General features: G+C 39.0%; 26 protein-coding genes and 1 pseudogene. 7 read left to right on the top strand and 20 right to left on the bottom strand.

All coding sequences use genetic code 11. From position 1 onward, the window contains the following. Window positions 1–16: 16 nt before the first annotated feature. From ACTNBF_RS06085 to ACTNBF_RS06065, 5 genes are all read left to right on the top strand, one after another. Window positions 17–2,128 carry a vWA domain-containing protein gene (locus ACTNBF_RS06085; protein ID WP_427738646.1) on the top strand — a complete coding sequence of 704 codons (2,112 nt, stop codon included), beginning with the start codon at window positions 17–19 and terminating at the stop codon, window positions 2,126–2,128. A gap of 16 nt (window positions 2,129–2,144) precedes the next feature. Next, window positions 2,145–2,849 (top strand): hypothetical protein, encoded by a 705-nt coding sequence (locus ACTNBF_RS06080; protein WP_441050037.1) that lies wholly within the window; start codon window positions 2,145–2,147, stop codon window positions 2,847–2,849. Between the two features lie 61 nt (window positions 2,850–2,910). Further along, on the top strand, window positions 2,911–3,423 hold the full coding sequence (locus ACTNBF_RS06075) for an AbrB/MazE/SpoVT family DNA-binding domain-containing protein (RefSeq protein ID WP_288861603.1): 513 nt from the start codon (window positions 2,911–2,913) through the stop codon (window positions 3,421–3,423). Between the two features lie 17 nt (window positions 3,424–3,440). Continuing rightward, entirely contained in the window at window positions 3,441–3,692 is a 252-nt protein-coding gene (locus ACTNBF_RS06070; RefSeq protein ID WP_441050038.1) for a hypothetical protein, read from the top strand. Continuing rightward, window positions 3,689–4,216, top strand: coding sequence for a hypothetical protein (locus tag ACTNBF_RS06065; protein WP_441050039.1), 528 nt, complete (start codon window positions 3,689–3,691; stop codon window positions 4,214–4,216). The genes ACTNBF_RS06070 and ACTNBF_RS06065 overlap by 4 nt, the downstream gene beginning before the upstream one ends. 68 nt (window positions 4,217–4,284) lie before the next feature. Here the strand turns inward: ACTNBF_RS06065 and ACTNBF_RS06060 are convergent, their stop codons facing one another. Genes ACTNBF_RS06060 through ACTNBF_RS06050 form a run of 3 tightly spaced genes read right to left on the bottom strand, consistent with a single transcriptional unit; the run spans window position 4,285 to window position 9,680 of the window. Beyond that, the gene (locus ACTNBF_RS06060) at window positions 4,285–5,814 is read right to left on the bottom strand and encodes a glycosyl hydrolase 53 family protein (RefSeq protein WP_288861594.1); all 1,530 of its coding nucleotides are present in this window, start codon (window positions 5,812–5,814) and stop codon (window positions 4,285–4,287) included. 18 nt (window positions 5,815–5,832) lie between these two features. Next, entirely contained in the window at window positions 5,833–8,304 is a 2,472-nt protein-coding gene (locus tag ACTNBF_RS06055; protein ID WP_441050040.1) for a glycoside hydrolase family 2 protein, read from the bottom strand. Continuing rightward, window positions 8,301–9,680: an MFS transporter gene (locus ACTNBF_RS06050; protein ID WP_441050041.1), complete on the bottom strand. Its 1,380-nt coding sequence runs from the start codon at window positions 9,678–9,680 to the stop codon at window positions 8,301–8,303. The genes ACTNBF_RS06055 and ACTNBF_RS06050 overlap by 4 nt, the downstream gene beginning before the upstream one ends. Before the next feature lie 198 nt (window positions 9,681–9,878). On the opposite strand from ACTNBF_RS06050, the gene ACTNBF_RS06045 reads away from it, so the two are divergent. Then, window positions 9,879–10,937, top strand: a complete 1,059-nt coding sequence (locus tag ACTNBF_RS06045; protein ID WP_441050042.1) for a helix-turn-helix domain-containing protein — start codon at window positions 9,879–9,881, stop codon at window positions 10,935–10,937. Window positions 10,938–11,112: 175 nt separating this feature from the next. On the opposite strand, the gene ACTNBF_RS06040 is transcribed toward ACTNBF_RS06045, so the two are convergent. The 3 genes and pseudogenes from ACTNBF_RS06040 to ACTNBF_RS06030 form a co-directional block, all read right to left on the bottom strand. After that, window positions 11,113–11,661, bottom strand: coding sequence for a GNAT family N-acetyltransferase (locus ACTNBF_RS06040; protein WP_441050043.1), 549 nt, complete (start codon window positions 11,659–11,661; stop codon window positions 11,113–11,115). Window positions 11,662–11,677: 16 nt separating this feature from the next. After that, on the bottom strand, window positions 11,678–11,992 hold the full coding sequence (locus tag ACTNBF_RS06035; protein WP_235251124.1) for a hypothetical protein: 315 nt from the start codon (window positions 11,990–11,992) through the stop codon (window positions 11,678–11,680). Window positions 11,993–12,005: 13 nt separating this feature from the next. Continuing rightward, window positions 12,006–13,274, bottom strand: a pseudogene (locus ACTNBF_RS06030) (DNA polymerase Y family protein). Window positions 13,275–13,703: 429 nt separating this feature from the next. Between ACTNBF_RS06030 and ACTNBF_RS06025 the strand changes: the two are divergent. Beyond that, window positions 13,704–14,603, top strand: a complete 900-nt coding sequence (locus ACTNBF_RS06025) for a DUF5688 family protein (RefSeq protein WP_441050044.1) — start codon at window positions 13,704–13,706, stop codon at window positions 14,601–14,603. A gap of 55 nt (window positions 14,604–14,658) precedes the next feature. Here the strand turns inward: ACTNBF_RS06025 and ACTNBF_RS06020 are convergent, their stop codons facing one another. The 14 genes from ACTNBF_RS06020 to ACTNBF_RS05955 all read right to left on the bottom strand — a co-directional run bounded on the left by ACTNBF_RS06020 (window position 14,659) and on the right by ACTNBF_RS05955 (window position 24,638). Then, window positions 14,659–15,246, bottom strand: coding sequence for an SOS response-associated peptidase (locus ACTNBF_RS06020; protein ID WP_235251176.1), 588 nt, complete (start codon window positions 15,244–15,246; stop codon window positions 14,659–14,661). Further along, on the bottom strand, window positions 15,246–15,878 hold the full coding sequence (locus ACTNBF_RS06015) for a Fic family protein (protein WP_441088906.1): 633 nt from the start codon (window positions 15,876–15,878) through the stop codon (window positions 15,246–15,248). Before ACTNBF_RS06015 ends, ACTNBF_RS06020 begins: the two co-directional genes overlap by 1 nt. A 152-nt stretch (window positions 15,879–16,030) precedes the next feature. Beyond that, a complete protein-coding gene (locus ACTNBF_RS06010) occupies window positions 16,031–16,474 on the bottom strand; it encodes a hypothetical protein (protein WP_441088905.1) in 444 nt (147 codons plus the stop codon). After that, window positions 16,461–16,784: a hypothetical protein gene (locus tag ACTNBF_RS06005; protein WP_235251277.1), complete on the bottom strand. Its 324-nt coding sequence runs from the start codon at window positions 16,782–16,784 to the stop codon at window positions 16,461–16,463. Before ACTNBF_RS06005 ends, ACTNBF_RS06010 begins: the two co-directional genes overlap by 14 nt. 12 nt (window positions 16,785–16,796) lie before the next feature. After that, window positions 16,797–17,018: a DUF5348 domain-containing protein gene (locus ACTNBF_RS06000; RefSeq protein WP_154322120.1), complete on the bottom strand. Its 222-nt coding sequence runs from the start codon at window positions 17,016–17,018 to the stop codon at window positions 16,797–16,799. A gap of 49 nt (window positions 17,019–17,067) precedes the next feature. Continuing rightward, complete coding sequence (locus ACTNBF_RS05995; protein WP_331472910.1) at window positions 17,068–17,277, bottom strand: hypothetical protein; 210 nt, start codon at window positions 17,275–17,277, stop codon at window positions 17,068–17,070. 15 nt (window positions 17,278–17,292) lie between these two features. After that, complete coding sequence (locus ACTNBF_RS05990; RefSeq protein ID WP_331472909.1) at window positions 17,293–17,727, bottom strand: recombinase family protein; 435 nt, start codon at window positions 17,725–17,727, stop codon at window positions 17,293–17,295. Window positions 17,728–17,949: 222 nt separating this feature from the next. Next, the gene (locus tag ACTNBF_RS05985) at window positions 17,950–18,324 is read right to left on the bottom strand and encodes a winged helix-turn-helix domain-containing protein (RefSeq protein WP_441088904.1); all 375 of its coding nucleotides are present in this window, start codon (window positions 18,322–18,324) and stop codon (window positions 17,950–17,952) included. 113 nt (window positions 18,325–18,437) lie between these two features. Then, window positions 18,438–19,808, bottom strand: coding sequence for a L,D-transpeptidase family protein (locus tag ACTNBF_RS05980; protein ID WP_441088903.1), 1,371 nt, complete (start codon window positions 19,806–19,808; stop codon window positions 18,438–18,440). 55 nt (window positions 19,809–19,863) lie between these two features. Beyond that, on the bottom strand, window positions 19,864–21,273 hold the full coding sequence (locus ACTNBF_RS05975) for a sensor histidine kinase (RefSeq protein WP_235250835.1): 1,410 nt from the start codon (window positions 21,271–21,273) through the stop codon (window positions 19,864–19,866). 9 nt (window positions 21,274–21,282) lie between these two features. After that, window positions 21,283–21,987 (bottom strand): response regulator transcription factor, encoded by a 705-nt coding sequence (locus tag ACTNBF_RS05970; protein WP_441088902.1) that lies wholly within the window; start codon window positions 21,985–21,987, stop codon window positions 21,283–21,285. Window positions 21,988–22,010: 23 nt separating this feature from the next. Further along, window positions 22,011–22,220 (bottom strand): hypothetical protein, encoded by a 210-nt coding sequence (locus tag ACTNBF_RS05965; protein WP_235250831.1) that lies wholly within the window; start codon window positions 22,218–22,220, stop codon window positions 22,011–22,013. Window positions 22,221–22,355: 135 nt separating this feature from the next. Further along, entirely contained in the window at window positions 22,356–22,661 is a 306-nt protein-coding gene (locus tag ACTNBF_RS05960; protein WP_235250829.1) for an ArsR/SmtB family transcription factor, read from the bottom strand. Between the two features lie 93 nt (window positions 22,662–22,754). Further along, window positions 22,755–24,638, bottom strand: a complete 1,884-nt coding sequence (locus ACTNBF_RS05955; RefSeq protein WP_441088901.1) for a heavy metal translocating P-type ATPase — start codon at window positions 24,636–24,638, stop codon at window positions 22,755–22,757. Window positions 24,639–24,676 lie beyond the last annotated feature (38 nt).

Here is a 24,676-nt window from a genome sequence, read left to right as displayed (position 1 = left end):
AAAGGACGAATTAAAATTGAATAGCAACCAGAAAAAATTAAAACAGATGATTCGGGATCAGGAACTTGCCATCAGTGACAAGGAACTGTTCACATCATCTGCTTACCAGAAATACCTGACCTCTATGGCGAAAGCGGCTACCAGCCGCTACCGTCAAGGTCTTCAGACTCTGATGGAATGGAATGCCCGGGCAGACGCAGGCATTGCACATACGGATAACTATAAAATCCATATCAATGCTGCAAATGAAATCACCCAGAGTTTTCCTTCCCGGTATCTCCGTTCCGAAAGCCTTGTCGGATTCAACGGGCATGAGACTGCGCACCTGCTGTTCTCAGATTTTACAGCCCTAGGGCTGTATCTTGGCAACATAGAAAAAGGTGCCTTCTACCCATCCAATCCTTCCTTTACGGAATTTTCCTATCAGACAAATTGTGAAGAAATACTGGAGGCTATGGATAGCAAAGATAAAGCGACCTGCCTGACTCTGGCATCCTGCGCCTCTCATATCAATAATATTTTGGAAGACATCTATATAGAGGCACGAATGTGCACTTCTCATCCGGGCACTTTCCGCCGGGGGATTGAACTGAATAACCTGCGGATGTGTGAACAAATGCCATCAATCCAGAGTCAGATTGAAAAGAAGTATTCTGATTTTGCAATCATGGCAAATCTTCTGCTTCAATACTGCAGGGCGGGAACCATCAATAACCTGTCCGGTTATAAAGGTCCTTATTTGGATTATCTGGAAGATTGCATGCCATATGTAGATGTTGCCATTTATTCAGATGAAACAAAGGACCGTTTTCACGCTTCTAATCACATTGTGGCTATTCTATGGGAATACATCAAGCCTCTGATCGAAGAGACAAAAGAACGAATGGAGCAACATTCTGCATCGGATGCAAGTCAGATGTTAGAGGAACTTTTGGGTAACCAGATTCATGGTGCCACCCCATTGCCTTCTGGCAAAGGCGGTACTATGCCAAAGCAGGCTGAAGAAGGGAAAAAGGAACAGAAAGCAAATCCCTTACCGTGTACTCCTCCTGCCATGCGTCAGGAAAGAACGCAGGCTGCCCAGGATGTTGTAGCCGAAGAAGGAAACCGGATTGCACTTGCGAAAACGAATACCATCCTTGACGAAAATAATCCAGGAATTACTTATAATCACCAGTACCTTGGCACCGGTTATGAAAAGTCTGCCAACGACTTGTTCCGGATCCTGAATGGCATCGCTACAGAGAAAGCAGAAACACAGTACCAACAGGAAATGACCGAAGAACTGCAGAAGGCAGCAAACGATATCCATTACGGAAATGCTCATACCGGAGTTCATGTTACAATCAACCGAATGGCATATGTACCGGATTCTTTAAAACAGTCATATCAGGCCGTAGCACCAATGCTTATCCGGGCGTCCAAACGCCTGCAGAAGTCTATCGCACCGCTTTTAAAAGAAGAAAGTGAGGGTGGAAAATTAAAGAACCTGCAATTTGGAAAACGTCTGGATACACGTGCAATGCACCACGAAGATGGAACCTTTTTCACCAGGACCAGGCTTCCTTCTGAAGAGCAGAAACTTGCAGTAGGACTTTTGGTAGACGAGAGTGGATCAATGAGCTGGGGAGACCGGATTACACATGCGAAAAAGACGGCCATTGTGCTTTATGATTTCTGCCAGAGCCTTCAAGTGCCCATTACTATATATGGCCATTCAACTGGTGGCAGAGGCGTAGAACTTTATTCCTATGCAGAATTTGATTCGATCGACACATCAGACCGCTACCGGCTCATGGATATGTCAGCAAGAGGCGGAAATCGTGATGGTGCTGCTCTCCGCTTTGTGGCGGAGCATCTGGCAAAACGTCCGGAAAAGCAGAAACTTCTGATCATCATTTCTGACGGACAGCCTGCAGATACCGGCTATTACGGCACTGAAGCAGAAGCCGACCTGCGTGGCATTAAAAAGGAGTATTCCAAAAAAGGGATCAAGCTCTTTGCTGCAGCGATCGGAGATGATAAGGAAAATATCAAGCGGATCTATCAGGATGGCTTTCTGGATATTACAAAGCTAGAAGACTTACCAAAAAACATGACGCTGTTAGTGAAACAATACCTGAAGTAGAAAGAAGGGAAAAGCTATGAATCAGAATCAACCATCACGGATCTCCGAGCAGATCTATAAACTACAAACGGATCGCAAACTCATTGCTGTTTATGACAGGCTTAGGTATGCACCACTGACCAGTTATGCTCAGATACATGCCAAAGGCGAGTATCAGGAAAACGGTCATAATGTCAACTCCCTGATTGGGATCACTATCCAGGATTATTCCAATGGCACGGGAAATAAAAATATCATCGTCCAGTTCAATCTGGCACCGGAACAGATCCAGTTTTTCTTAACCAGGATCACCGCAGGCTTTCAAGAATATGAATGGTCGCTGAGCAAAATATACGGAAATCCTGATGCACAGGGCTACTCCATTGCACAGCAATTTTCTATTTCCCGGCATGTAAATGACCAGAACGGGCGGATGATGAAAAGCCCCTGGCGGATTCAGATCGTAAATGGCAAAGGCATCAAGGTCAAAAATCAAAATGGCGGATCTTATATGAAATCCGGGAGTTTTATTTTAGAAAAAAACGCCTTTATCCAGCTAACGGATATGGACCTGTATACGTTACTAAAGCGCACGGATTCTTACATTACCAACTGGGAATCCTGTATGGCACCTTCCCTTATTTCAAATGGGAAGCGTGCTTATGCAGAACAACAATCTCAAAAGGTCCAACAAAACGGACAATATCAAAACCCGGCACAGGCATCGCCTTATGCCGCATAAAGTTTATGGAAAGGAAGCGGCAATTTGCTGCTTCTTTTCTTTTAGAAAGAAAGGTGATTTTATGAAATACTCAGATATCTGCACCATAGATTCGCAGGGACGTATCGTTATTCCTGCAAAACTGCGCAGACTTTTAAAATTAGAGAATGGAAATCCCCTGGAAGTAGAATTATCCAATCAGGAAATCCGGATTCGGAAATGTCGGGAGCCTCAGCAGGATACTATACAACTCCAGAGCATTCTTTCCATTCTATACAGCTCAATCAAGCACGGAGCCTTTATCTGCACAGACCAGTATGTCATTGCAGCAGCAGGGATATATCTCCCAGAAGGCACTTCCCTTCCGGAAAAACTGGAGCCTTATATCGCCTCCGGAAATGAGGCAGTTTTGGATATCAGTCAGCCTCTTTATATGCTTTCCCATCATCGGGAACCCGTAGCAGCTCTGTTTCCAATCCGCAATGACAAGGAAATGCCTCTTGCTCTGGCAGTTTTATCCAAAACTCCTCTTACTGAGATGGAAATGGGATGTGCAAGGTTAGTGGCAAAAACATTAGAGAAAGAATTTTGTTAAAAAGGAGTGTGATCACCATGAAAAGAACGAATATCAGACCAATAAGCAACATTGAAAAAAAGGCAATTACCGTAACTGGAACCTTATTCCTGCCTCTTCGAATCGGGGAACGTGCATGGATTTCTACTCACACACATACTTTCATGACGACTGCTGTGGAACGTATTCTGGAAGTATCCGGAAACTGCATTGTTTTCGAAACCCGTAACACCCGGTATAACCTGAAATATGAGAACGTACCGAATGAAATTGAGGTGATGTGTGCTTGACTACTTATGAACTGGGAAGCAGCCTGGAAAAGCTGCTTTCCAAACTAAAGCAGAACCGTGAGAATGTCCCTTTGGATATCCTGAAGACCTATTATAAAGCTCCTTACGAAGAATTAATTGCACAGGTGAATCAGACAGCCACTGCCTTTGTCAAATCAATTGTAGCTGGTCAGTTACTGATCAATCCTGACGTGTCAATGGACGAGCAGGCAGATGTAGTTAACCAGACAATTCAGGATTCGGGAATGATCAAACAGATCAACCACTGTATGTCACAGACCTATGATGTCACTCTTATACATCTGATGGCTTTAGAACTACGAAAAAAAGTAGAGGCAGCCTTATATCCCTATATTGCCAGGAAAAACTGTCTGGTGGCAGATCTTGACGCTAGCGAAAAGGAACCAATTATCTACAATACACTCACGAAACAAGTATATGAAAATGACCACTGGGTAGACCATGCACTGGACCTTAAAGGTAAGTTGTTGATTTATTTCAAATCGGATAATTTTTCAAGATAATTTTGTAATTACAGATAAATAGAGGGTGAAAACATAAATCTGTGCTTCACCCTCTAATATTTATTATACTATTCTGTTACCAAAAAGTACCATCTAAGATTGTCACTTCCATCATCTTCCATTTGCACACATACAGCGCCATCAGATTCAGAAGCATTAGCAATTCCCAAATATAATCCACTCCAACGATTTTTAATTTTATATTGCCCTTCTGTTGTCGAAATAATTTCCCACATCTGATTCCAACCTCCATTATAATCATATTGAATACACGAAGTTCCTGCAGATGTTGACAAACCATTTACGTCCAGAACTTTTCCACTATTTTTATTGACAATTTTATAATAATTTCCATCGACTTTTTCAAAAATCCATTTCTGGCTATCCCATTTGTCGTATGTATACTGTTCAATTACCGAAGAATTTTCAGTGGATCCTCCAGAGACATTCAAAGCCATTCCACTATTATAATTTTGGATTTCAAAACTACATTCATTATCCAAAAATTCCGGCTCCGTCATAAAAGCATCCAATGCTGATGTGAACTTCAACGTTTTCTCACCAACTAATTCAGTAGCACCTAAAGGATATTCGTCTGGAAGAAGCGCCGAATTTGCTTCTGGTTCCCAATAAAAGATACCAATAGCTTTATTATTTGCTACAGTTTTCAAAGCATTCATCTCTTGGCGCATCAGAGTATAAGTTCCTTCTGGATCTGTTTCGTAATCACCCGTTTCACAAATCATAACTTCTTTTCCATATTTTGCAGCCATTTTATTTAAATTATATGTCATATTTTCGATATCATTTGCTCCCATCCAATATGGATAGTATGACATACCGATAACATCTGTCTTTCCTCCTTGAACAGTCAAAAAATTACTGAAAAACCATTCGAAATGATCAATACCCGCACCATGCGTTAGATGCGTAACAACTTTGCTATTAGGACTTACAGCTTTAACGGCGTCATATCCGCTGTTCAAATAGCGAGTAAGCTGTGTAAAATCGTTGGTTGTATTTGATCCTGTTGGAAACAGAATTCCATGACTGACCTCATTTCCCACCTGTACCCATTCCGGGTAAATCCCAACATTAGCCAACTGTGTCATTATATAAACAGTATAATCATATATGTACTGTTCTAACTCTGAAGTTGTTGCATCCGCCCATTCACTAGGGACATCCTGAATAGAAGGATCTGCAAAATAATCACTATAATGAAAATCTACTAATATTTTCATATTAAGATTTCTGGCTCTTTGTGCCGAATATAATAGACCAGCTGTATCGGTATATCCGAGTTTACAAACGGTCCCATCTGGTTTTGTCCACTCAAAATCTGAAGATGGTTTTACAAAAACACGAAGTCTTACCGCATTAATCCCTTTATCTTTCAATAAAACAAGTGGATCTGTTGTTACCCCATCATCATCTACCCAAGTAACTCCTCCATCTTCCATTTGACTCATCCAACCGATATCTGCACCACACACAATATCTTCATTTGCAAACACAGTAGACTCATTCATAGCAAGTGTTGCTACAATTACTGCCAAAAAAGATATTATTTTTCTCTTCCATCCTTTTCTCTTCATAAAATATATTCCTTTCTACTAACGAACTTCAATTTCCACGCATATATCCTTGCATCCTTCTGAAGTGAAAACAACTTTTATCTTTCCTGACTCCATTCCTGACCTGACAACAGCCATTACGTGTCCGTCATAGGTATCCCATTCTGTATCACCATAGCTGGACAGAGATTGCGGATCAGCACTTCCAAATGCCTCCAATCTTCCTGCTCCTTCTACAGAAACTGCTACTTTTTTAGGTACAAAAAGGTTTTCCGTTCCGTTCTCATCCACCAGTTTCACAATAATAAAAGAAAGATCTTCTCCATCCGCACAAAGTACTTTTTTATCAGCTTCTGCACAGAGCTGTATCTTCTCGCTCGCTGTATTCAGTGAATACCTTCCGGTTTCTATTCCAGCTTCATAACTGACTGCGATTAGTTCACCCGGTTCATAAACCAACTCATAAGTTGCAGTAAATTCATTTTGTTCTCCTGCAGGTTTCTTTCCAAGGGAATGCCCATTTAGAAACAATTCCACTTCTTCCGCATCAGCATAGATATCTACAACAGCAGGTCTGCCTTCATATCCCGGCCAGGTCCAGCTCGAAACAGAGTCTTTATGCATCCAAGGTGTTTTCGAACATTTCATACCATATCGATTTACCCTTTCTACTGCGATATACGGTTCTTTCCGAAGTCCATAAACGATTTCCCGAAGATAACTGATCGGACGCCGATATCCAATCAGATCCAGATCGCCGATATAAGCTGCCCTTTCAGGATATACACTGGAAAAGTTCGCATTACCATCGTAATGGAATATTCCGCATCCCGCTTCTCCAAGATAATCGTACCCGGCCCAGGTAAAGTCTCCCAGGACATGTGAATATCGTTTTACAATTCCCCACAATCTTACAATATCTGCCGGATACGTTTCCGTACCAAGAACAGTTTTATTCGGATGAATCTCCTGTTCTAATACATGTCTTCCGGTGAGATAATTCAGTCCGACAATATCACTGGATGCAGAACAACCTTCTAGCGCTTCTGTCAGCAACGGATGCGTAGAAAAATATTCTCCACGTTCCCCTTCCATCATACTCATAAAGCTGTTAAAGGCATTGCTTCCGTCTTTGTTTCCCGAACCGTCTGTTTCAGGTGTCCCGAATTTTCCCATCACATCGGTCATAATATCCTTCAACCGCCGTCCGGCTGTCATAAGACCGTTCAGCCCCATTGTCGTAAATCTTGTGTGATCCAGCTCATGAAACTTATTGCAGATTTTTCTATTGATTGCCGCTCCTGCATCGGAACCGGCTTCTGTAATCTCATTTCCAGAGGAATACAATACCACCGACGGATGATTATAATCCGTTGCCACCATCTGTTCCACTACCTGTTCCCAACATTCTTCAAAATGCAGCGCAAAGTCATAAGGATTTTTATGAAGAGTCCACATATCACTCAATTCATCCATAACCATGATTCCATAACGGTCACATGCAGCCAGCATCGCTTTACTAATTGGATGGTGAGAACTCCGAATACTGTTAAATCCCGCTTCTTTTAGTTGCCTGCAACGTCTCTCTTCTGCCTTTTCCAGTGTTGTCGCTCCCAGGATTCCATTGTCATGATGGATACAAGCTCCACGCATCTTCACTGCCTTTCCATTCATACGCAGACCATGTACAGAATCCAACGTCAGTGTCCGAATTCCAAATGTCTCTATAGTTTCATCCAACACTTCGCCAGCATCTTCAATCTGAACCTTACACTGATATAGATTCGGAGTATTACAGTCCCACAACTCCGGCTCCGTCACACAGATGCTACATCTCGCAGTTTCCTTTGTTTCTGGGTACATTACCACTTTCTGTCTATCCCTGGCAATTATTTTTCCATCTTTTTCTAAACAGACAATTACGGATATATTTTCTCTTACTTTGCTGATACTTTGTATCTTTGTTTCTATTTCTATGATTGCCGATTCTTCATCGGCTGCCAGAGTCGTAATCCTGACACCATCTACGGGGACATGAATCCTGTCCCCGATGATTAATTTTACATTCCTGTAAATTCCGCTGCCTGTGTACCAGCGGCTGTTTGGAACTGTGCTATTATTTGCAATCACTTTGATCTGATTCTCAGTTCCATAATTCAGCCATGGATTTAATTCCACATAAAAATCAGAATATCCATATAAATTCCGCTTTGCCAGTGCACCATTGATATAAACCATCGCAGTCTGATAAATTCCCTCAAATTCCAAGATTACTTTTTTTTCTTTCCATTCTTCCGGTATCATCACAGACTTTTGATATATGTATTCTCCTCCCGGATAAAATCCTGTCTGAGCACCACTTTCCACATCAGGGGTGCGTTCCTCATGAATCATTGCATCATAAGGGAGATGCACCTTTTTCATTCCTGACGCTCCCATAAACGAAGCTGTATCAGTACCTTTCCCGCCTTTTGTTACCTGCCAGTCATGATTAAAGTTTCTACGAATCATGCTTTTTCTCCTTCTAAATGTTCCTTATCCCATGCTCTGTTTGCATCTTCTACTTTTAGTAAATAGATCAGGACAGCCATAATCAGACCAAATACAACTGGTGCTACCGCATACATAAAGAAAATCACGTTAACAGCACTTGTCGGTTGCACCGCAGCAGTTCCATCAAAATTCCCCCATGCAAGAAGCCAGCCGACAATAGCACTGCCGATACCTCCTCCAAGCTTTACACCAATGGAAGAACAGCTAAACATAACTCCATCAATTCTCTTCTTCTGCGTTCTCCAGGTATAATCACTAGTTTCTGCAACTAAAGCGTTTAACGTACCGGTAAGTGGACCACCTGCCATATTTCTTAAAAATGCAGCTCCTAGCATAAGTGGCAGATTTTTATTCATTGCTGCTACAATAAAGACAATCCCCATCAAAATAGTGATTACACGGGCGTATAAATTTACCTTCCGCATCGTACCAAATTTTTTTACCAATGTCGGTGTCAGCATTAAGATGAGCATAACTGGAATCAGACTGACAAGCGAAAAGGTTCCTAATAATGCAGGATTCCCCATGTAATAGGTCATAAAATAAATTCCTGCGCCCTGTGTAATTCCACTGTAAATATAATTTACCAGATATAATCCAAGTATGATAATATAATATGGATTTTTTAACAGTAATTTTAGAGATTCTTTGAAACTTACGTTTGTTCCACCATCACTCTTACTTTCAAAAGATTCAACAACATTTTCATCTGGAACTTCTTTTACCATCAAAACAGAAAAGGTATTAACTACAAGTCCAATGATTGCAAAAATCAGTGCAACCATACGCCATCCCTGTGTTCCACCACCAAATTTCTCTACAAGTCCCATTGCACTGTAAGAAATAACTAATGTTGTAAATGTCGCAAAGATAAATCTAATAGATCCAAGTTGTACTCTTTCCTGCCCATTTTTTGTTATTTTAGCCGCCAATGAAGCATATGCAATACTGTTTGCGGTATAAAATACTGCATTATATGCTGTATAGAATACGAAAAAATAAACATATTGCATGGTTTGGCTCATACTGGGAATGCTAAAAACTAAAAACAAACTTGCCGAAACCCCAATCTGTCCAAATAACATCCAGGGACGTGCCTGTCCCATCTTACTTTTTGTCTTGTCCATAAGACCGCCAAAGAATATATCTGATACACCATCCAACAATTTTGACACCATCATTAAAGTACCAATAATTGCACTATTCAAACCAACAGCATTTGTAAGATAAAGCATCACAAAGCTTGAAATCAGTGCATAGCCGCAGTTTCCTGCCATGTCACCGGAACCATACGCTACTTTTTGATACCACTTTAAATACTTCTTCTCATTCATAAGTTTTATCTTTTTCTCCTTTACTTTTCTTGTAATAACCTTTACTTTTTTCGTGATAATGTATATACTTTATCTTAATATGATTAAATTTTAGCAATTTTAAACAAAGCACACAATGTCACCGATATCATTTTCCCGCAAAAACTGTATCATATTCGTGGATAAACTTTATTATTTATCAAGATCAAAGGAGAACTTATGCAACACAATCCTACCCATTCTCAAAAAGAAAGCAATACTTTAAAAGTATATCATACACAAAGCACCATCAGCTCCTTTTATGATATGTCTGCACCAATACAATTTACATTAAGTTATTGCAGTGGGCTATCTGATAAAGATTTCTTTAATATCATGACTATTTCTCCCATTGATCAGTTTCTGTATTCAACACCAATCGTTGATGATTTTCATAAATTTAATGCTCGAATTCCCCATCAGCATAGCTTCTTTGAATTATTGCTTGTCCTGGAAGGAAGTATCACGCAGAAAATAGAAGGCAAAGAGTATTTGTATCCGGCAGGGTCTTGTTGCCTGATCAATCAGAATGTCGTTCATGTAGAAAAGTTTACTGGAGAGGCAAAAGTACTCTTTCTCGGCTTGTCTACAAATATGATAAAAGAATTACTAGAATCTCATAAAACAGCTTATTTTCCAAAAGAGGAAAGCACTATTGAAAACTCAATTTTTCAGTTTATGGCAGAGAATCTTCAATCAGAAAAAGGAAAAAATTATCTGGATTTTTTCCCAGTATTTCAAAATCAGAGCCATCTGAAAGATTTACATCAGCTTTCTGATCAGTTACTTCATGCAATGCTGATTCCTAAATTAGGATCTACCTTTGCCATAAAATCGCTGGTATGTGAATTATTTCAATACCTAGATACTAAAGAATTTTATCATATCAGTAATGTTACTCTTAACTCCAGCTCAGATCTGCTCCTGTTTTCACGTATCAGCCACCTGATGGAAGACACTAATGGTCGAATGTCCAGACTCACTCTGGAAAAAGCTCTATGTTACAGCGGTAATTATATTAATACTATCGTAAAAAAATATACAGGCATGTGCCTGTATGATTATGGTCTTTCCTTTACTCTTAAAACTGCTGCTTCTCTTTTAACTGAAACCGACTTCTCAATCTCCTCTATTGCGGTACAACTTGGTTTTACAAATCGAACTCATTTTTATAAGGTATTCAAGGCAAAATATGGAGTTTCTCCAGGAGAGTACAGAAAATTCAACAACACTAAATAATAATATTTCAAAAGTAGCTTTTTCAGTGATCTTTCAGATAAATTTCAGCTTTCCTGAAAAATAAAAATTATAAAAGAAGAGTACATATCCTTTTTGAATGTTATAACATATAGGTGAGATGTATAAGATCTGTTTTTATCTACAAGCTATGAGCCGCCCATCCGGACGACTCTTTCTATTTGTACCTGATATAATAATCCTCAAAAGAAATATTACATTCATCTTTCGCTGTTACAAACTGATACGTTTTAATCAATTTCTGCCTTTCTACGGCATCCTTTTGAATTTTTATGAGCAAAGACGTAATCTGGAAACCATTGTACGCATATTCAATCAGGATATCCATAAGTTCGTTTAACACTTCCTGTCTTTCGTACTCAGATTTTAAATCTATTCTCAAAATCCCCATACGTTTCCCATCTACTGCATATTTTAAAGAAGGACAAATCTCTATTGTTCCTATTAAATAATCAGTCTCTTTGTCAAGGATGCTCCAGCGTACAAAGTCCTGTACTTCATACCGCTCCAGCCAGAATTCTACACATCCTTTGAATTTTTCCAAATCTGTATAGTAAAAATCATCCTCACAGCAATCTCCATTGAAAAATCTTGCTGCATCCGAATCCGAATAGCAGGAAAACAACGCCTCTGCATCTTCTCGCTTAAGTTTTCTTATAATAAAATGCTCTGTTTCATACACAGGGCAATCTAAAAATGGATTCATCTTTTGTACCTTCTTTCTATTCCGGGAATATCATATCCCACGTATTATTGTCCGGATGGTAACATAGGATAAAGTTCTGCATCCGATTATTCACAACTGCTCTGCAGTCATATCGATACATCAGAATACCAGCATAATGCTTCTTATCAGATTTTAGCACTTCAATATCTTTCAGTAAATGCCTGGCTCCCTCAGTATCCTCATATTTTATCATTCTGGGGATCATTTTACCGGTGCTGGTAAACCAGCAGTCTGCCGCAACCTTATGTGGCACTCCCCGAATTGCTTGCTCCTGAAGTTTTTCCTCTTCCATACCGATTGCAAATCCCATCAAATGACACCTCCTATTCTACGTTTACTTTCTTATAATCAACTGTACGTTTTTCCCGGCTGATACCACCTGACATGTGATCGATCCTGCTTCCTACAAAGACTGCCCGTTTTAAGGAATCCCTGCCATAACGCATCCGAATCTTATCTACAGTTGCATCCATATGCTCCAGCTTTTCATAATCCGTTGTATCAAACATATCAAGCTGCCGCATATCCATATGATCCTTAATCCTGCTGGTATGAATGCCCAGATGCCGGATCGCTTTCCCATTCCAAAGAGAATCGAAAAGCTGACATGCACAACGATGAATTTCTATCGTAATATTGGTCGCATTATTCAAGGTCATCTGATGGCTTGCATACTGAAGATCAAATGTTTTGATTCCGACGGCGATTACCTCTGCACGAACGCCTGCCGCGCGCAATCTGGTTCCAACAGTCTCTGCCAAAGCAAGGAGAACCAGCTTTGCTGTAGATGCATCTGTAACATCAAAAGCTATCGTTGTACTGTTCCCATATCCTTTATTTGCCGGAGCTTCTGACTGAACCACAGAAACATCCATCCCGTTCGCAAATGCCCAGATCACCTCCCCATGTTTTTTCAAATGGCTTTTCAGCATAATCGGATCAGACTGCGCCAGCTCACCAATCGTATGGATTCCCATATGAAACAATTTCTTTGCAGTAGCTCGCCCGACAAAGAACAAGTCCGTTACCGGAAGTGGCCACATTTTCATCTCAATCTCATGTTTCCATAAGGTATGAATCCGATCAGGCTTTTGAAAATCACTTGCCATTTTCGCCAGCAATTTATTCTCCGATACCCCTACATTCACCGTAAACCCTAATTCTTCCTTGATTTGATTCCGAATACGGTTGGCTGCAGTGACCGGTTCTCCCCATAAACTTTCGGTACCGGTCATATCAACAAATGCCTCATCCACGCTATATTGCTCAACATCCGGAGAGTACTGCCGAAGGATCTCCATAAAAGCAGCGGAACATCTTTCATACAAACTATAATTCGGAGGAACCAATTTAAGCTGCGGACACTTTTGAAGTGCCTCCACAATACTCTCGCCGGTTTTGATATCATATTTCTTTGCCGGGATTGATTTCGCCAGGATAATTCCATGCCTCATGGCCATATCTCCACCGACAGCTGCTACTTCATCCCGCAGATCTACTTTTCCGCCTAAATGGTAGAGGCGGTAAACAGCCTCTCAGGAAAGGAAGGCTGAGTTCACATCAATATGAAAAATCACTTTATTCAAACTTATGTTCGCCTCCTTTTAGATTATTATATCGAACTGGTGTTCTTTTTACAAGAGTGAAAATATGGAATCTACACATCATCTGATATTTTCTACTATCATTGATATAATAAAAGTCCCGTATACACAATATATAGTTTTTGATTATTTGACATCTTCTATATATAGTGTTAAAATAATACTGTAATCATTATTTGTGTCATCCGTAATGGATATTCACACGCAGTTTAGGTTTGTATATAAGTCAGGAGGATTACTCTGCCATCACAGTGCAGAGCCTTCTGGCTTTTTTATTTTGCAGGAATCTGCAGCATGTTAGAGAATGAACGCATTTGTGTCCATTCTCTTTTTTTGCCTAAATGCAGGAAGGAGGGAAGGACAAACGAATTATTCACAAAAATGATTGCCCAATAATTTACCAGAAGGGAGATTTTTATGAATTACAACGAATTTCAAGAAACATTATTCAAAGAACTGGAAAGCAGGCTTGATTCCCATATCAGCCTGAATCCTATCACAACGACTAAGAACAATAACACCCTGAAGCATGGAATTGAATTTTCCAATGATACATCCAATATAAGCCCTGTTTTGTATCTGGACGAATGGTATGAATTCTACCTGACCGGAAAATCTCTTTCTCAGATTGCAGAAGATATTGTTGAGCTGTATCACCAGGCTGCAGATGTTTCCTTTACGGACACAGAAATGCTGCTCGATTATGAAAAACTTCAGGAAAAGATTCTCTACAAATTAGTCAATTTCAAGGCAAATCAATCCCTGCTAAAAGACATACCGCATATTCCATATTTGGATCTGGCAATTGTCTTCTATGTACTTTTGGACTGTAAGGATAGTAGAATGGCAACGGTTCTGATTCGAAATGAACATCTGAAGACCTGGGGAAAAGATCTAAATACCATCTTCTCAGATGCAAGAAAAAACACTCCTCGTGTCTTTCCGGCTGAACTCACACCTATGTCTGATTTTCTGCAAAATGCTTTTCCTAACTCAAATGAGTTTATAGATTCAGACAGAGATTGTGTCATGAAATCAGAATTGTTCATACTCTCTAATGCTATAAGACAACACGGTGCTATCTGTACATTGTATGATGATATCATGAATCAAATCGGGAAAACATTACAGGATGATTTTTTTGTCATTCCCAGCAGCGTACATGAAGTTCTGTTATTAAAAGCTTCTGATACTGACTGCATGGAATTAAACGAAATCATTCGGGAAGTCAATGAAACAACGGTCATCCCAGAAGAAATTCTTTCAGATCATGCATACTTTTATTCTCGGGATCGTAAGGAACTCCTATGTGCTTAACCAAAAATGCCATAAAATAACACCGAGCCGCCTGATTAAATTCAGACGGCTCCTTTTACGTTAAAAATAAACTCTGTTGTTCATAGTCCTGCCTTCGTGCCAGCTGTGGCGGCTTTTTATGCAGTGCATATTCCAAAAACGTGTCTTCATATACCCAATCTTCCAATTCAGATCTATCCAGTATCAATGGCATCCGATGATGCACCGGACTGACCGATTCATTTGCCTGGGTAGTTAAGATAATGAAATGATTATCATCCTGAAAGCGATTGTAAAACCCTGCCATGAATAAGACCGGCTGATTTTCTCTCAGGAAAGTAACTTTATTCTTATCCGGATCCCATTCATAAAACTGCTTTGCTGGAATGATACAGCGTCTGTGCATCACACTATCCCGGAACGACTTTCTTTCCAGAGCAGTTTCTGCTCTTGCATTGATCAGCAGCCCTTTTTTCTGATATTGCGGAAAGCCCCATGACATTTCTTCTGCCAAAAGATGTGGTTTCCTTCCAGTGATCACAGTTGCAGACTGAGAGGGATAAATATCACCCCTGCGCTCTCTTCTCAGTTTCTCATCCACCTCCCGGACCACTTTTTCTATTTCTCTGGCTGTATCATCATCCACATAATATCGTCCACACATTATTTTTCTTCCTTTTCTTCCTTTTTTTCAACTGTTACATATTTTTGATTTCTACTTGATGGACGATCCGGAATTGTCATTTGAAGTTCTCCTGCTTCACATAACGGCTTCAAGTATCTTTTCGCAAAGCTTTTGACATCCTTATATCCCATGTATACTGTAATTTCTTTTTTGCTTCTCGGTACTTTACAATATTCTAAAATCCTGTTCTGCAGACTATCCTGGGTGTTATCCTGGTGTTTATCTTGGGTGCTATCCTGGGGGCTATCTTGGGTGCTTGTATTTCTTCTATAGAAAATCACCGCAAATCCATATGCCTGCTGTTCAAATTCCACTCTACATCCTGCCGCTTTGCAAGCAGTATAAATACGCTTCAATCCTGTTGCAAAACTTTCCATATCTTTTGAGTAATATAACGTTCTTGTAATCAGTGGATTTCTTCTGACTGGTCTTTCATTTCCTTCAATAAATTTCTCTGGTGAAACTCCAGTCGGAAATGCACCTGGATGCTTGTTGAGAATTGCAGCTATAGATATCATTGCTTCTTTCATCTCGCCAGTACTTTTCTTGTATTCTACTGTCTCAGTTTCCGGACCGATATTTACCAGACTCATTTTTCTTATCACCTTCATATTATTATATCCTCTATTTTATCCGATTTATATTTCATTATCAATCTTATTTTAACGCCATAAACCATCACAATAAATCGTCTGCTCTCATACCACACATTCAAAAAGGCCACCCATTACAGGGCAGCCAGATTATAATGATTCTACAATATTTACATTATTTTCTTTCCCACAGTTCTCTTGTAACTCACAATATAAAGTAATCTCATGTTGGGATTACTGAACTGTCTTTTAATCTTAGTCATATAATACTGATAATCCCTGCTAAAAAATCTGCCTTGACGCTCCACTAATTGTTCTGCAATCCTCCCTGTTTCTTCTGAAATCAACGGGTAATCCTCATATTTACCAGTCTTCAATGATTTTTTATAAATCTTCCTTACAATAATCTCAGAGGGTTTCAGATCATAAATATCACGCATTCTCAATCCGGTTTCTGCTGCAATCCGCAGAAAAAAGATGCTTTCTAAATCGTTTTTCTCATACAGTTTTTGTAAAGCCACTGTGTACTGTTTCTGGACCTCTTGAACCGCTAGCGGTATTCTCTTATTCAGTGGCCTGTTTCCACATGATTTTCTGTTATTATTGTAGTACATTCACATTTTCCTCCGCTCGTTTCAACGGTTTCAAAAGAGACTCTGCATTACTGATAAACTGTTCCTTTGATTGATCCGCTATATAGATTTCCCATAATTGTTTATGTATCACTCTTACAGTAATTCCATTGCACTGATTCTCTAACATCTTCAGAAATGGAAAAATCATCGTTTTTTGAATATCCTTCCCTTCAAGTACATGATGTTCCTCCTGTCCGTACACCTCATATAGACATTCCAATATAATATTCATATCTGTCACAAACTTTATCATTGGTTTTTCATACTTCCTTTTCTGCACGGCTGCCATCTGAAACTCCTTTCACATCCGGACGGTTAATCCATCAAGCCTTTTCAGCGGCAGTCCCACCAGATACCAGTCTTCATCCATTTCAATCCGGACCGGCACCCAGACATCATTAATTTTTACTTCAAAACATTCTCCACAATGCAGACCGCCATAATATGATTCCATTCCAAATCGGATATCATAACGTCCACTTTCCTTGTCATAAAAAAGATTACCTTCTCGTTTCTCGCTCATTCTATTATTCCTCCTGAAAAATTATCTTTTATACTTAGTAATAGTGACGTTAATCTGATGATTGCAAAATCTCAGGATGTTTTTCTAAATATTTTTTTCGATAGCGATAAAACGTCGTGTGGGATAATCCTAATTCTTTCCGAAGCTCTGTCGGTGTAATCTCTCCGGCAATTACTTTTGAAAATGCTGCATCAAACTTATCTTCTCCGATTGCTGCAGGTCTTCCATAATCATCCCATTCTCCTCGGAGCTTCTTCATTTCTATGCCTTCTCTCTAGCGCTTTTCTTTTTTCTCAATTTCTGCCTGTGCCATAGAAGCATAAAGTTCCAGCATCATATTATTGATGGTTTCCATCATAAGACAAGCCATGGTGTTATCCATTTTTGACATATCCATCAATGTAGTCGGCAACTCCAGAACCATTAGCCGCACGCCCATTTCCTGCAGTTGTCGAATCTGCTCCATGGTATCCTTCTTATTCCTGCCCAACCGGTCCAATTCCGTAATAATCAAAATATCTCCTGACCGCAGAACATCTTCTACCAGCACAGTGTATCTTGGTCTGTTGAAATTCTTTCCTGTCTGCTGATCCGTAAAGATATTTTTCAGCTCCATTTCGTGTTCCTTACAGAATTGCCGTATCTCCTGAATTCCTCTGTCAAGATGCTGGTCCCTAGTGCTGGTCCTGTGATAACCATATACAGCCATTTTGCACTCTCCCTTCTGCAAATGTTCCAAAATGTAGGCATTTCTTCTGGAATATTCCAAAAGGAATTATCCATACATTTCGGTACAAAATTCACGTCTCTTTTTCCATATTCCAAATTGTGTACTTTTTGAAATATGCTTAACTATTCTGTATGTAATAGGAAAGGAAAACGCAACCTCTAAGCAAAATAATATCCCTGACTCTAGGATTTAGATTTCAATTTACCCAACAAATTTGTATCCACTGTTTATCACTGTCTCTATATAACCGTTTCCAATTTTTCTTCGAATCTGGCTGATCACATTTGCCACAGCACTTCCGCAATATTCCTGATCTTCTTTCCAGACAGCTTCATAAATCTGTTCTTTTGAAATCACCCATCCAGGATGTAATGCCAGATAAGAAAGGGTCTGAAACTCTAAATGAGAAAGAGAAATAAATCTACCATTTTGGAAAATCATCTGTTTCTGAAGATGAATTTCCAACTGAGAGAAAGTAAGTATATTGGGATCATGAGTCATTGTAGCGGATTCTGCATTTGGCAATGAAACCAGAACAGTCTCTGTAATATTCCCCGACTTTCCAATCTTCCTCATTACAATCTCTATCATTTCTTTCAACACCACCACCCACTATTTCACTTCAAATCATGTGATATCCCTAAGGTTCTATTTCAACAAAAATTTAAAAAAGTTATTGTATCTATTCATCAATAAATAATAATCGGATAACCTGCTTCAATCGTATCATAAATAATTTTTGCCTGTTCTTTAGGAAGATTGATGCAACCATGACTTCCCTTTGTCTTATATAACTCGCCACCAAATGCATCCTGCCAGTCCGCATCATGGAGTCCCTGTCCATACACAAACGGCATCCAATATTCCACTTCTACCTCATATCCATAAATATCACTGCTCAGTGTAAATGGCCTTGCTTTATATGCAATTGGCCATGACCCACGATACGTCTGTAATCCCTCACTAGGAAGTCCGCTGATAATATCTGTTTCTGTAACAAGCTTTCCATTTTTATAAAGCCATAAATATTGTTTATCTAAACTTACTTCTATGTAACTTCCCTGAAGATCATCACTTCCGTTCCTCCTCAACCCCTGTTTACTGTAAACCGGTTCTCGTTTTACATCACTACCACTCTTTATATCTTCTAACAACTTCTGCAATTCCGCATCTTTGTCAATCCAGTAACCATATTCATTTCCACTGATAATTACTTTTTCTCCAAAAGAAGTCTTAAAAGAACGAGGCACGTACATTGTGTTATATTTTGAAGACAATTCTTTAACAAAAGCTACTACGTCTTCTTCCTTAACACTTATACTGTCCCCACTGACAATTAACCATGAACATATTTTTTCATTGTCCAAAACTTCGACAGTATCGCCAAATATATAAGAAACCGTTGTTGTCCGGTATTGCAAAAGCTGTCTGTTTAATTCTTCTAATTTTCTATTTAGATCACTTTCTTCTGATGATACAGCTGTCTGATATACCTGACGATTTATTTTTATTTCTAAACGACTAGAGATCAGCTGTTCTTCAAAGTCTTCTGCTAAAGCATTATACACTTGTTCAACCAACTTCTTTTTGTCAATCTGATTACCTTGTATTTCATCCACTAAAATAAATGCTTCTTTCTGTTTGTCGTAAACGATATAAGCATCTGATGATTCTATTCGTTCTCCTAAATTGAAATCCTCGATATTCAAAACATCTTCCAACTTATTTTCCATTTTAATTTCATACTCTATCGAATAATTCTTTCTTTTTTCAATCAGGCCACGCTTTTGGTCTCTTTGTTTTTTTATTTTCAAAAGTTCTTTCTTCAATAAAGACGGCTCCAGTGCATATCCCATATTTCCCACTGTCGTCTCAAATATGTTTTTCCCATTTTCCTGGAAAACAACTTCTTTATTTCGAAATGTCTCTTCAATCTCTTTTACTGCCTGTTCCAGGGTACATTTCGAAATATCCATTCCATATATGGATATTCCGCATCCCATTGTTTCTTCATCCACCTTTTTTTCATAAATAGCCAGTACAATTCCAAGAAGCATCATACATAAAATACTACTCAGTAAAAAATATATTAACTTTAATTTTCTACATTTCATTTCATAACTTCGCCTCTTTTTCTATTCTTTTGGGCAAAGTAATAAAAAATAAGGTTCTTATGTCTCTGTTTTCTGCCCAAATTTTCCCACCGTGTCGTTCAACAATTGCTTTTGTTATTGACAATCCAATCCCCATTCCTCCAGTTTTTGAATTTCTCGATTTATCTACTCTATAAAAGCGCTCAAACAGATGTGGCAGACATTCTTTGGGAATTGGATTTCCTATATTTTCTACTTGGATTTCAATCATATAATCCATTTCTAAATACCTTATCCAAATGGCTGTTTGGGGTTCGGCATACCTTATTGCGTTACCAATTAGATTAACCATACATTGCATAATACGCGCCCTGTCTCCCCAAATTATATCGCCATGCTTTATACACAAGTTAAATGTCAGATTTTTCTTATCCAATTGAACATCAAAATTGTAGTATAACTGCTTACACATATCATAAAAATCAAAATCCTCGTATCTAAGTATTCCCTTCCGATTCTCCAACAAATACAGTTCCTGGAGTTGCTTCACAATCCCTGACAGTCTGAGAATCTCTTCTCTACAGCTTTCCAAACGTTCTCCTGTTGGCTCCCATATACCATCAATCATCGCTTCCAAATGACTCTGTATGTTGGTTAAGGGTGTCCTAAGCTCATGAGCTACATCCGCAGTAATCTGCTGCTTTTGTTCTTCCTCTTTTTTCAATGTTTGCGACATTTCATTAATTGCAGTAATCAGCTGTTGAGTCTCTGCAGTACGGCTTGTTACCAAAGACTTTACTCCATATTCACCATTCGCTATTTTTTCCGCCACCCGGACAGCATCTGAAATTGGTTCCGCTATTTTTCGTGCCATGATTCCTCCCATTATAATAGCTATTACAACAAACACCCCACCAATAACTACAAAACAGATGTTGAGATTATTCATCAAACGCAGTTCCTCATCAGAAAAAGAATACGGTCCATAATAGCCAACCGTAAGTTTTCCAACGCTTTTATTTTCATAAGACAGAGTATATATTTCTTCCTGATATTTACCCTGAAAATTAAAATATCTGCTACGCATATTACTCTCAGCATGTTCTAAAACAAGTTGACATTCTTCACTCTTGTGTGTTTGAATATCCCAATCCATTTCTCCACCTTTTGTTTCCAAATGGATAAAAACCCCATTTTGCATTGCAGCATTTCCTATAACTTCTACCTGTTCCTGACTAAAACTTCCAGTTTCCGCATCATATAAGTCCTGTAATTCATTCACGATATTGGATATTCTCTGTTCCTGCTGTCGTTTAGCATAATTTTCAAATTCTCTCTCCATATTAAATATAAACGCAACAGCAATGGAACAGATGACGGCAATAGAAATCAAAGAATATGTCAAAATCAATTTACTCTTAATGGTTTTCATATTCACCTCTTATAACACAAATTTATATCCAACACCGTACACTGTCACAAAATATCTAGGCATCTTTCCATCTGGTTCCACTTTCTGTCGTATACTTTTTATGTAAGTATCAATACTCCGATCATATCCCGCAAAGTCATCCTCCAATGCATAAGATATAATCTGTTCCCTGCTAAATACACGGTTTGGTGACCTAACCAATAGTTCAAAAATTTTATATTCTGTCGGTGTAAGATGGATTTCCTCCCCCTGCTTTTCTACCTTCCGATATGTAAAATCCACTGTAATATAATGATTTCCTATGATTACAACATCCTGCTTATTTTCCTCCATCCTTTTCTGAGTGCGCCTTAACACCGTCTCTACTCTGGCCAATACATTCCTTGGACTAAAAGGCTTAACAATATAATCATCCGCACCAATCTGCAGACCCCTGACCATATTATTTTCTTCTATTTTTGCAGTCAACATAATGATAGGTATATCCTGCTTCTGATGAATCATCTGGCAGACATCTTCTCCCATAATATCCGGTAGCATCAAATCCAAAATAATCAAATCCGGCTTCAGTTCCTCTGCCGCCTCTATTGCTTTCTGTCCACTATGTACTGACTTTGTTTGATATCCTGCATTTTTTAAATATGCTTCCAACACTTCCGTAATCTTGATCTCATCATCTACAATCAATACCGTCCTTTTTTTTGTACTTTCCATTAGTTCCATATCCTGTCCTCGCTTCAATCTACCTCTATAATCGTAACTCTATAGTCCAATATAGATGTGATGGTAATAATCGCATTTATAATCCTCGGCATAGATACGTAATCTGCTTCAAGAATCATTTGCCCCGTCTCAAAATAAATTTCTATTTTATTTATTCCTACAATCTTCTTTAGTTCCTCACATATCCTATCTGCAGAATCTTTATTGTTCAGTCCCTGAATCATAAATATTCGCCTTTCCATAAAATAATCTCACCTCTCATATAGGAATATTTTCACATGTAACCTAATTAATCTTGTTCGTTTTACTATATCAGAATGATGTGGGGATTATGTGGAGATTAAGCTAATAAACTTTCACTATTTCCGGGCTGTAACAATTTCTATTCCTAACTTGGTAACCAAACTCACATGGCAATCAGATACAGAATAATATATCTGCTTGCCCTCTCTGCGTCTTCTTATGAGTTTATGAGCTTTTAATATATTTAACTGATGGGATACCGTAGACTGTGATGCATTGAGATAACCTGTCAACTCACTGACACAAATTTCTCTGTCAGACAGCAAAAAAAGTAACTGAAGCCTTGTAGGTTCACCCAACACCTTAAAAAATTCAGCCAATTGACTATAATCAACCTGAACCGTATCGTATACATTTTTCATTTGTATATTTATTCTCCTAAAAAAGGCGCAGTCTTTTGGTGTCTGCGCCTATATATTTAAGTTTATTACAAGTCAAACATTAATCGTTAATTATCATAGATTGTGTACTCTCAAAGCACGTATTGCATTCAATACTGCGATTACTGTCACCCCTACATCAGCAAAAATTGCCATCCACATATTTGCAATACCAACCACACCCAAACCAAGGCAAACAAATTTTACAACTAAAGCAAATACAATATTCTGATAAACTATAGAGATGCACTTTCTAGAAATTTTAATCCCTTTAGCAATCTTCATTGGATCATCATCCATTAATACCACATCTGCTGCTTCTATAGCCGCATCGGATCCCATTGCTCCCATAGCAATTCCTATGTCGGCACGTCCAAGCACCGGAGCGTCATTGATGCCATCGCCTACAAAAGCTAGCTTCGCTTTTTTCCCTTTCTGTTCTAACAATCGTTCCACTTGAGTAACCTTATCGCTAGGCAGTAATTCACTGTGGACTTCATCTATGCCAAGGTCAGAAGCAACTTTTTCAGCAACCCTCTTTGCGTCTCCTGTAAGCATAACAGTCTTTTCAACTCCAGTTTTTTTCAATTCCGCAATTGCCTTTTTAGAATTTGGCTTTTCAATATCAGAGATTACAATATGACCAGCATATGCCCCATCAATTGCTACATGAATGATAGTTCCAACTGAATGGCAGTCCACATACGGAATATTCAGCCTTTTCATCAACTTAGGATTACCGACCGCCACTTCAATGCCGTCTACTTTTGCGATCAATCCATGTCCGCTGATTTCTTCAATATCTGTCACACGACTACGGTTAATTTCTTTTCCATAGGCCCGCTGAAGGCTCTTGCTAATCGGATGGGAGGAAGAACATTCTGTCAAAGCTGCGTATTCTAAAAGTTTCTCCTGCTCCATCTCATTGTGATGAATACCGCTCACCTCAAATACTCCTTGAGTCAGTGTCCCTGTCTTGTCAAAAACTACAACTTTCGTCTGGGATAATGTTTCCATATAATTTGAGCCTTTAATCAGAACACCTTCTTTGCTGGCTCCACCTATTCCAGCGAAAAAACTGAGTGGCACACTAACTACTAATGCACACGGACAGCTAATTACAAGAAATGTAAGCGCACTATAAATCCAGTTTGCCCAGTTTGCCGCATTTCCTGTAATTAAATTAAAAACAGGTGGTAAAACTGCCAGCAACAGTGCAGCAATACATACTGCTGGTGTATAAATTTTTGCAAATTTAGAAATAAAATTCTCCGAATGTGACTTACGAGAGCTAGAATCCTCCACTAGCTGCAAGATTTTAGAAACTGTTGATTCTCCAAATTCTTTTGTAGTCTGGATTTTCAGTACCCCTGTCATATTGATACATCCACTGATTACCTCGTCTCCCTCACCGGCCTCTCTTGGCATGCTTTCTCCGGTAAGTGCGCTGGTGTTCAAAGCTGAAGTTCCTTCTATGATAACTCCATCAATAGGAACTTTTTCACCCGGCTGTACCACGATCACGTTTCCAATACCAACCTCATCTGGATCAACCTTTTTCAACTTCCCATCACGTTCAATATTTGCATAATCTGGTCTGATGTCCATGAGGGCAGTAATGTTTCTGCGGCTTTTACCCACAGCGTAACTTTGGAACAATTCTCCTACTTGATAGAACAGCATAACAGCAATTGCTTCACTATAATCACCACTCTTTTCATAAGTAGCAAGTGCAATAGCACCGACTGTCGCCACAGCCATCAAAAAATTTTCATCAAACACCTGACCGTTCACAATTCCCTTTCCGGCCTTCCGTAATATATCATAGCCAATCACCAAATATGTCGCCATATAAAGTACTATATTTATAAATCCATTAAACGGCAGGAGTTTTAAACCTACCACCATGACCGCCGAAATAAGAATCCGAACCAGCATTTTTTTCTGCTTCTTTGTCATAACGAAGCCTCCTTTCAATTTAATATTTGCTTATTTGT

Source organism: Bariatricus sp. HCP28S3_A4 (assembly GCF_052066395.1).
Lineage (GTDB): Bacteria > Bacillota > Clostridia > Lachnospirales > Lachnospiraceae > Allocoprococcus.
This window is presented reverse-complemented; position numbering and strand designations above follow the sequence as displayed.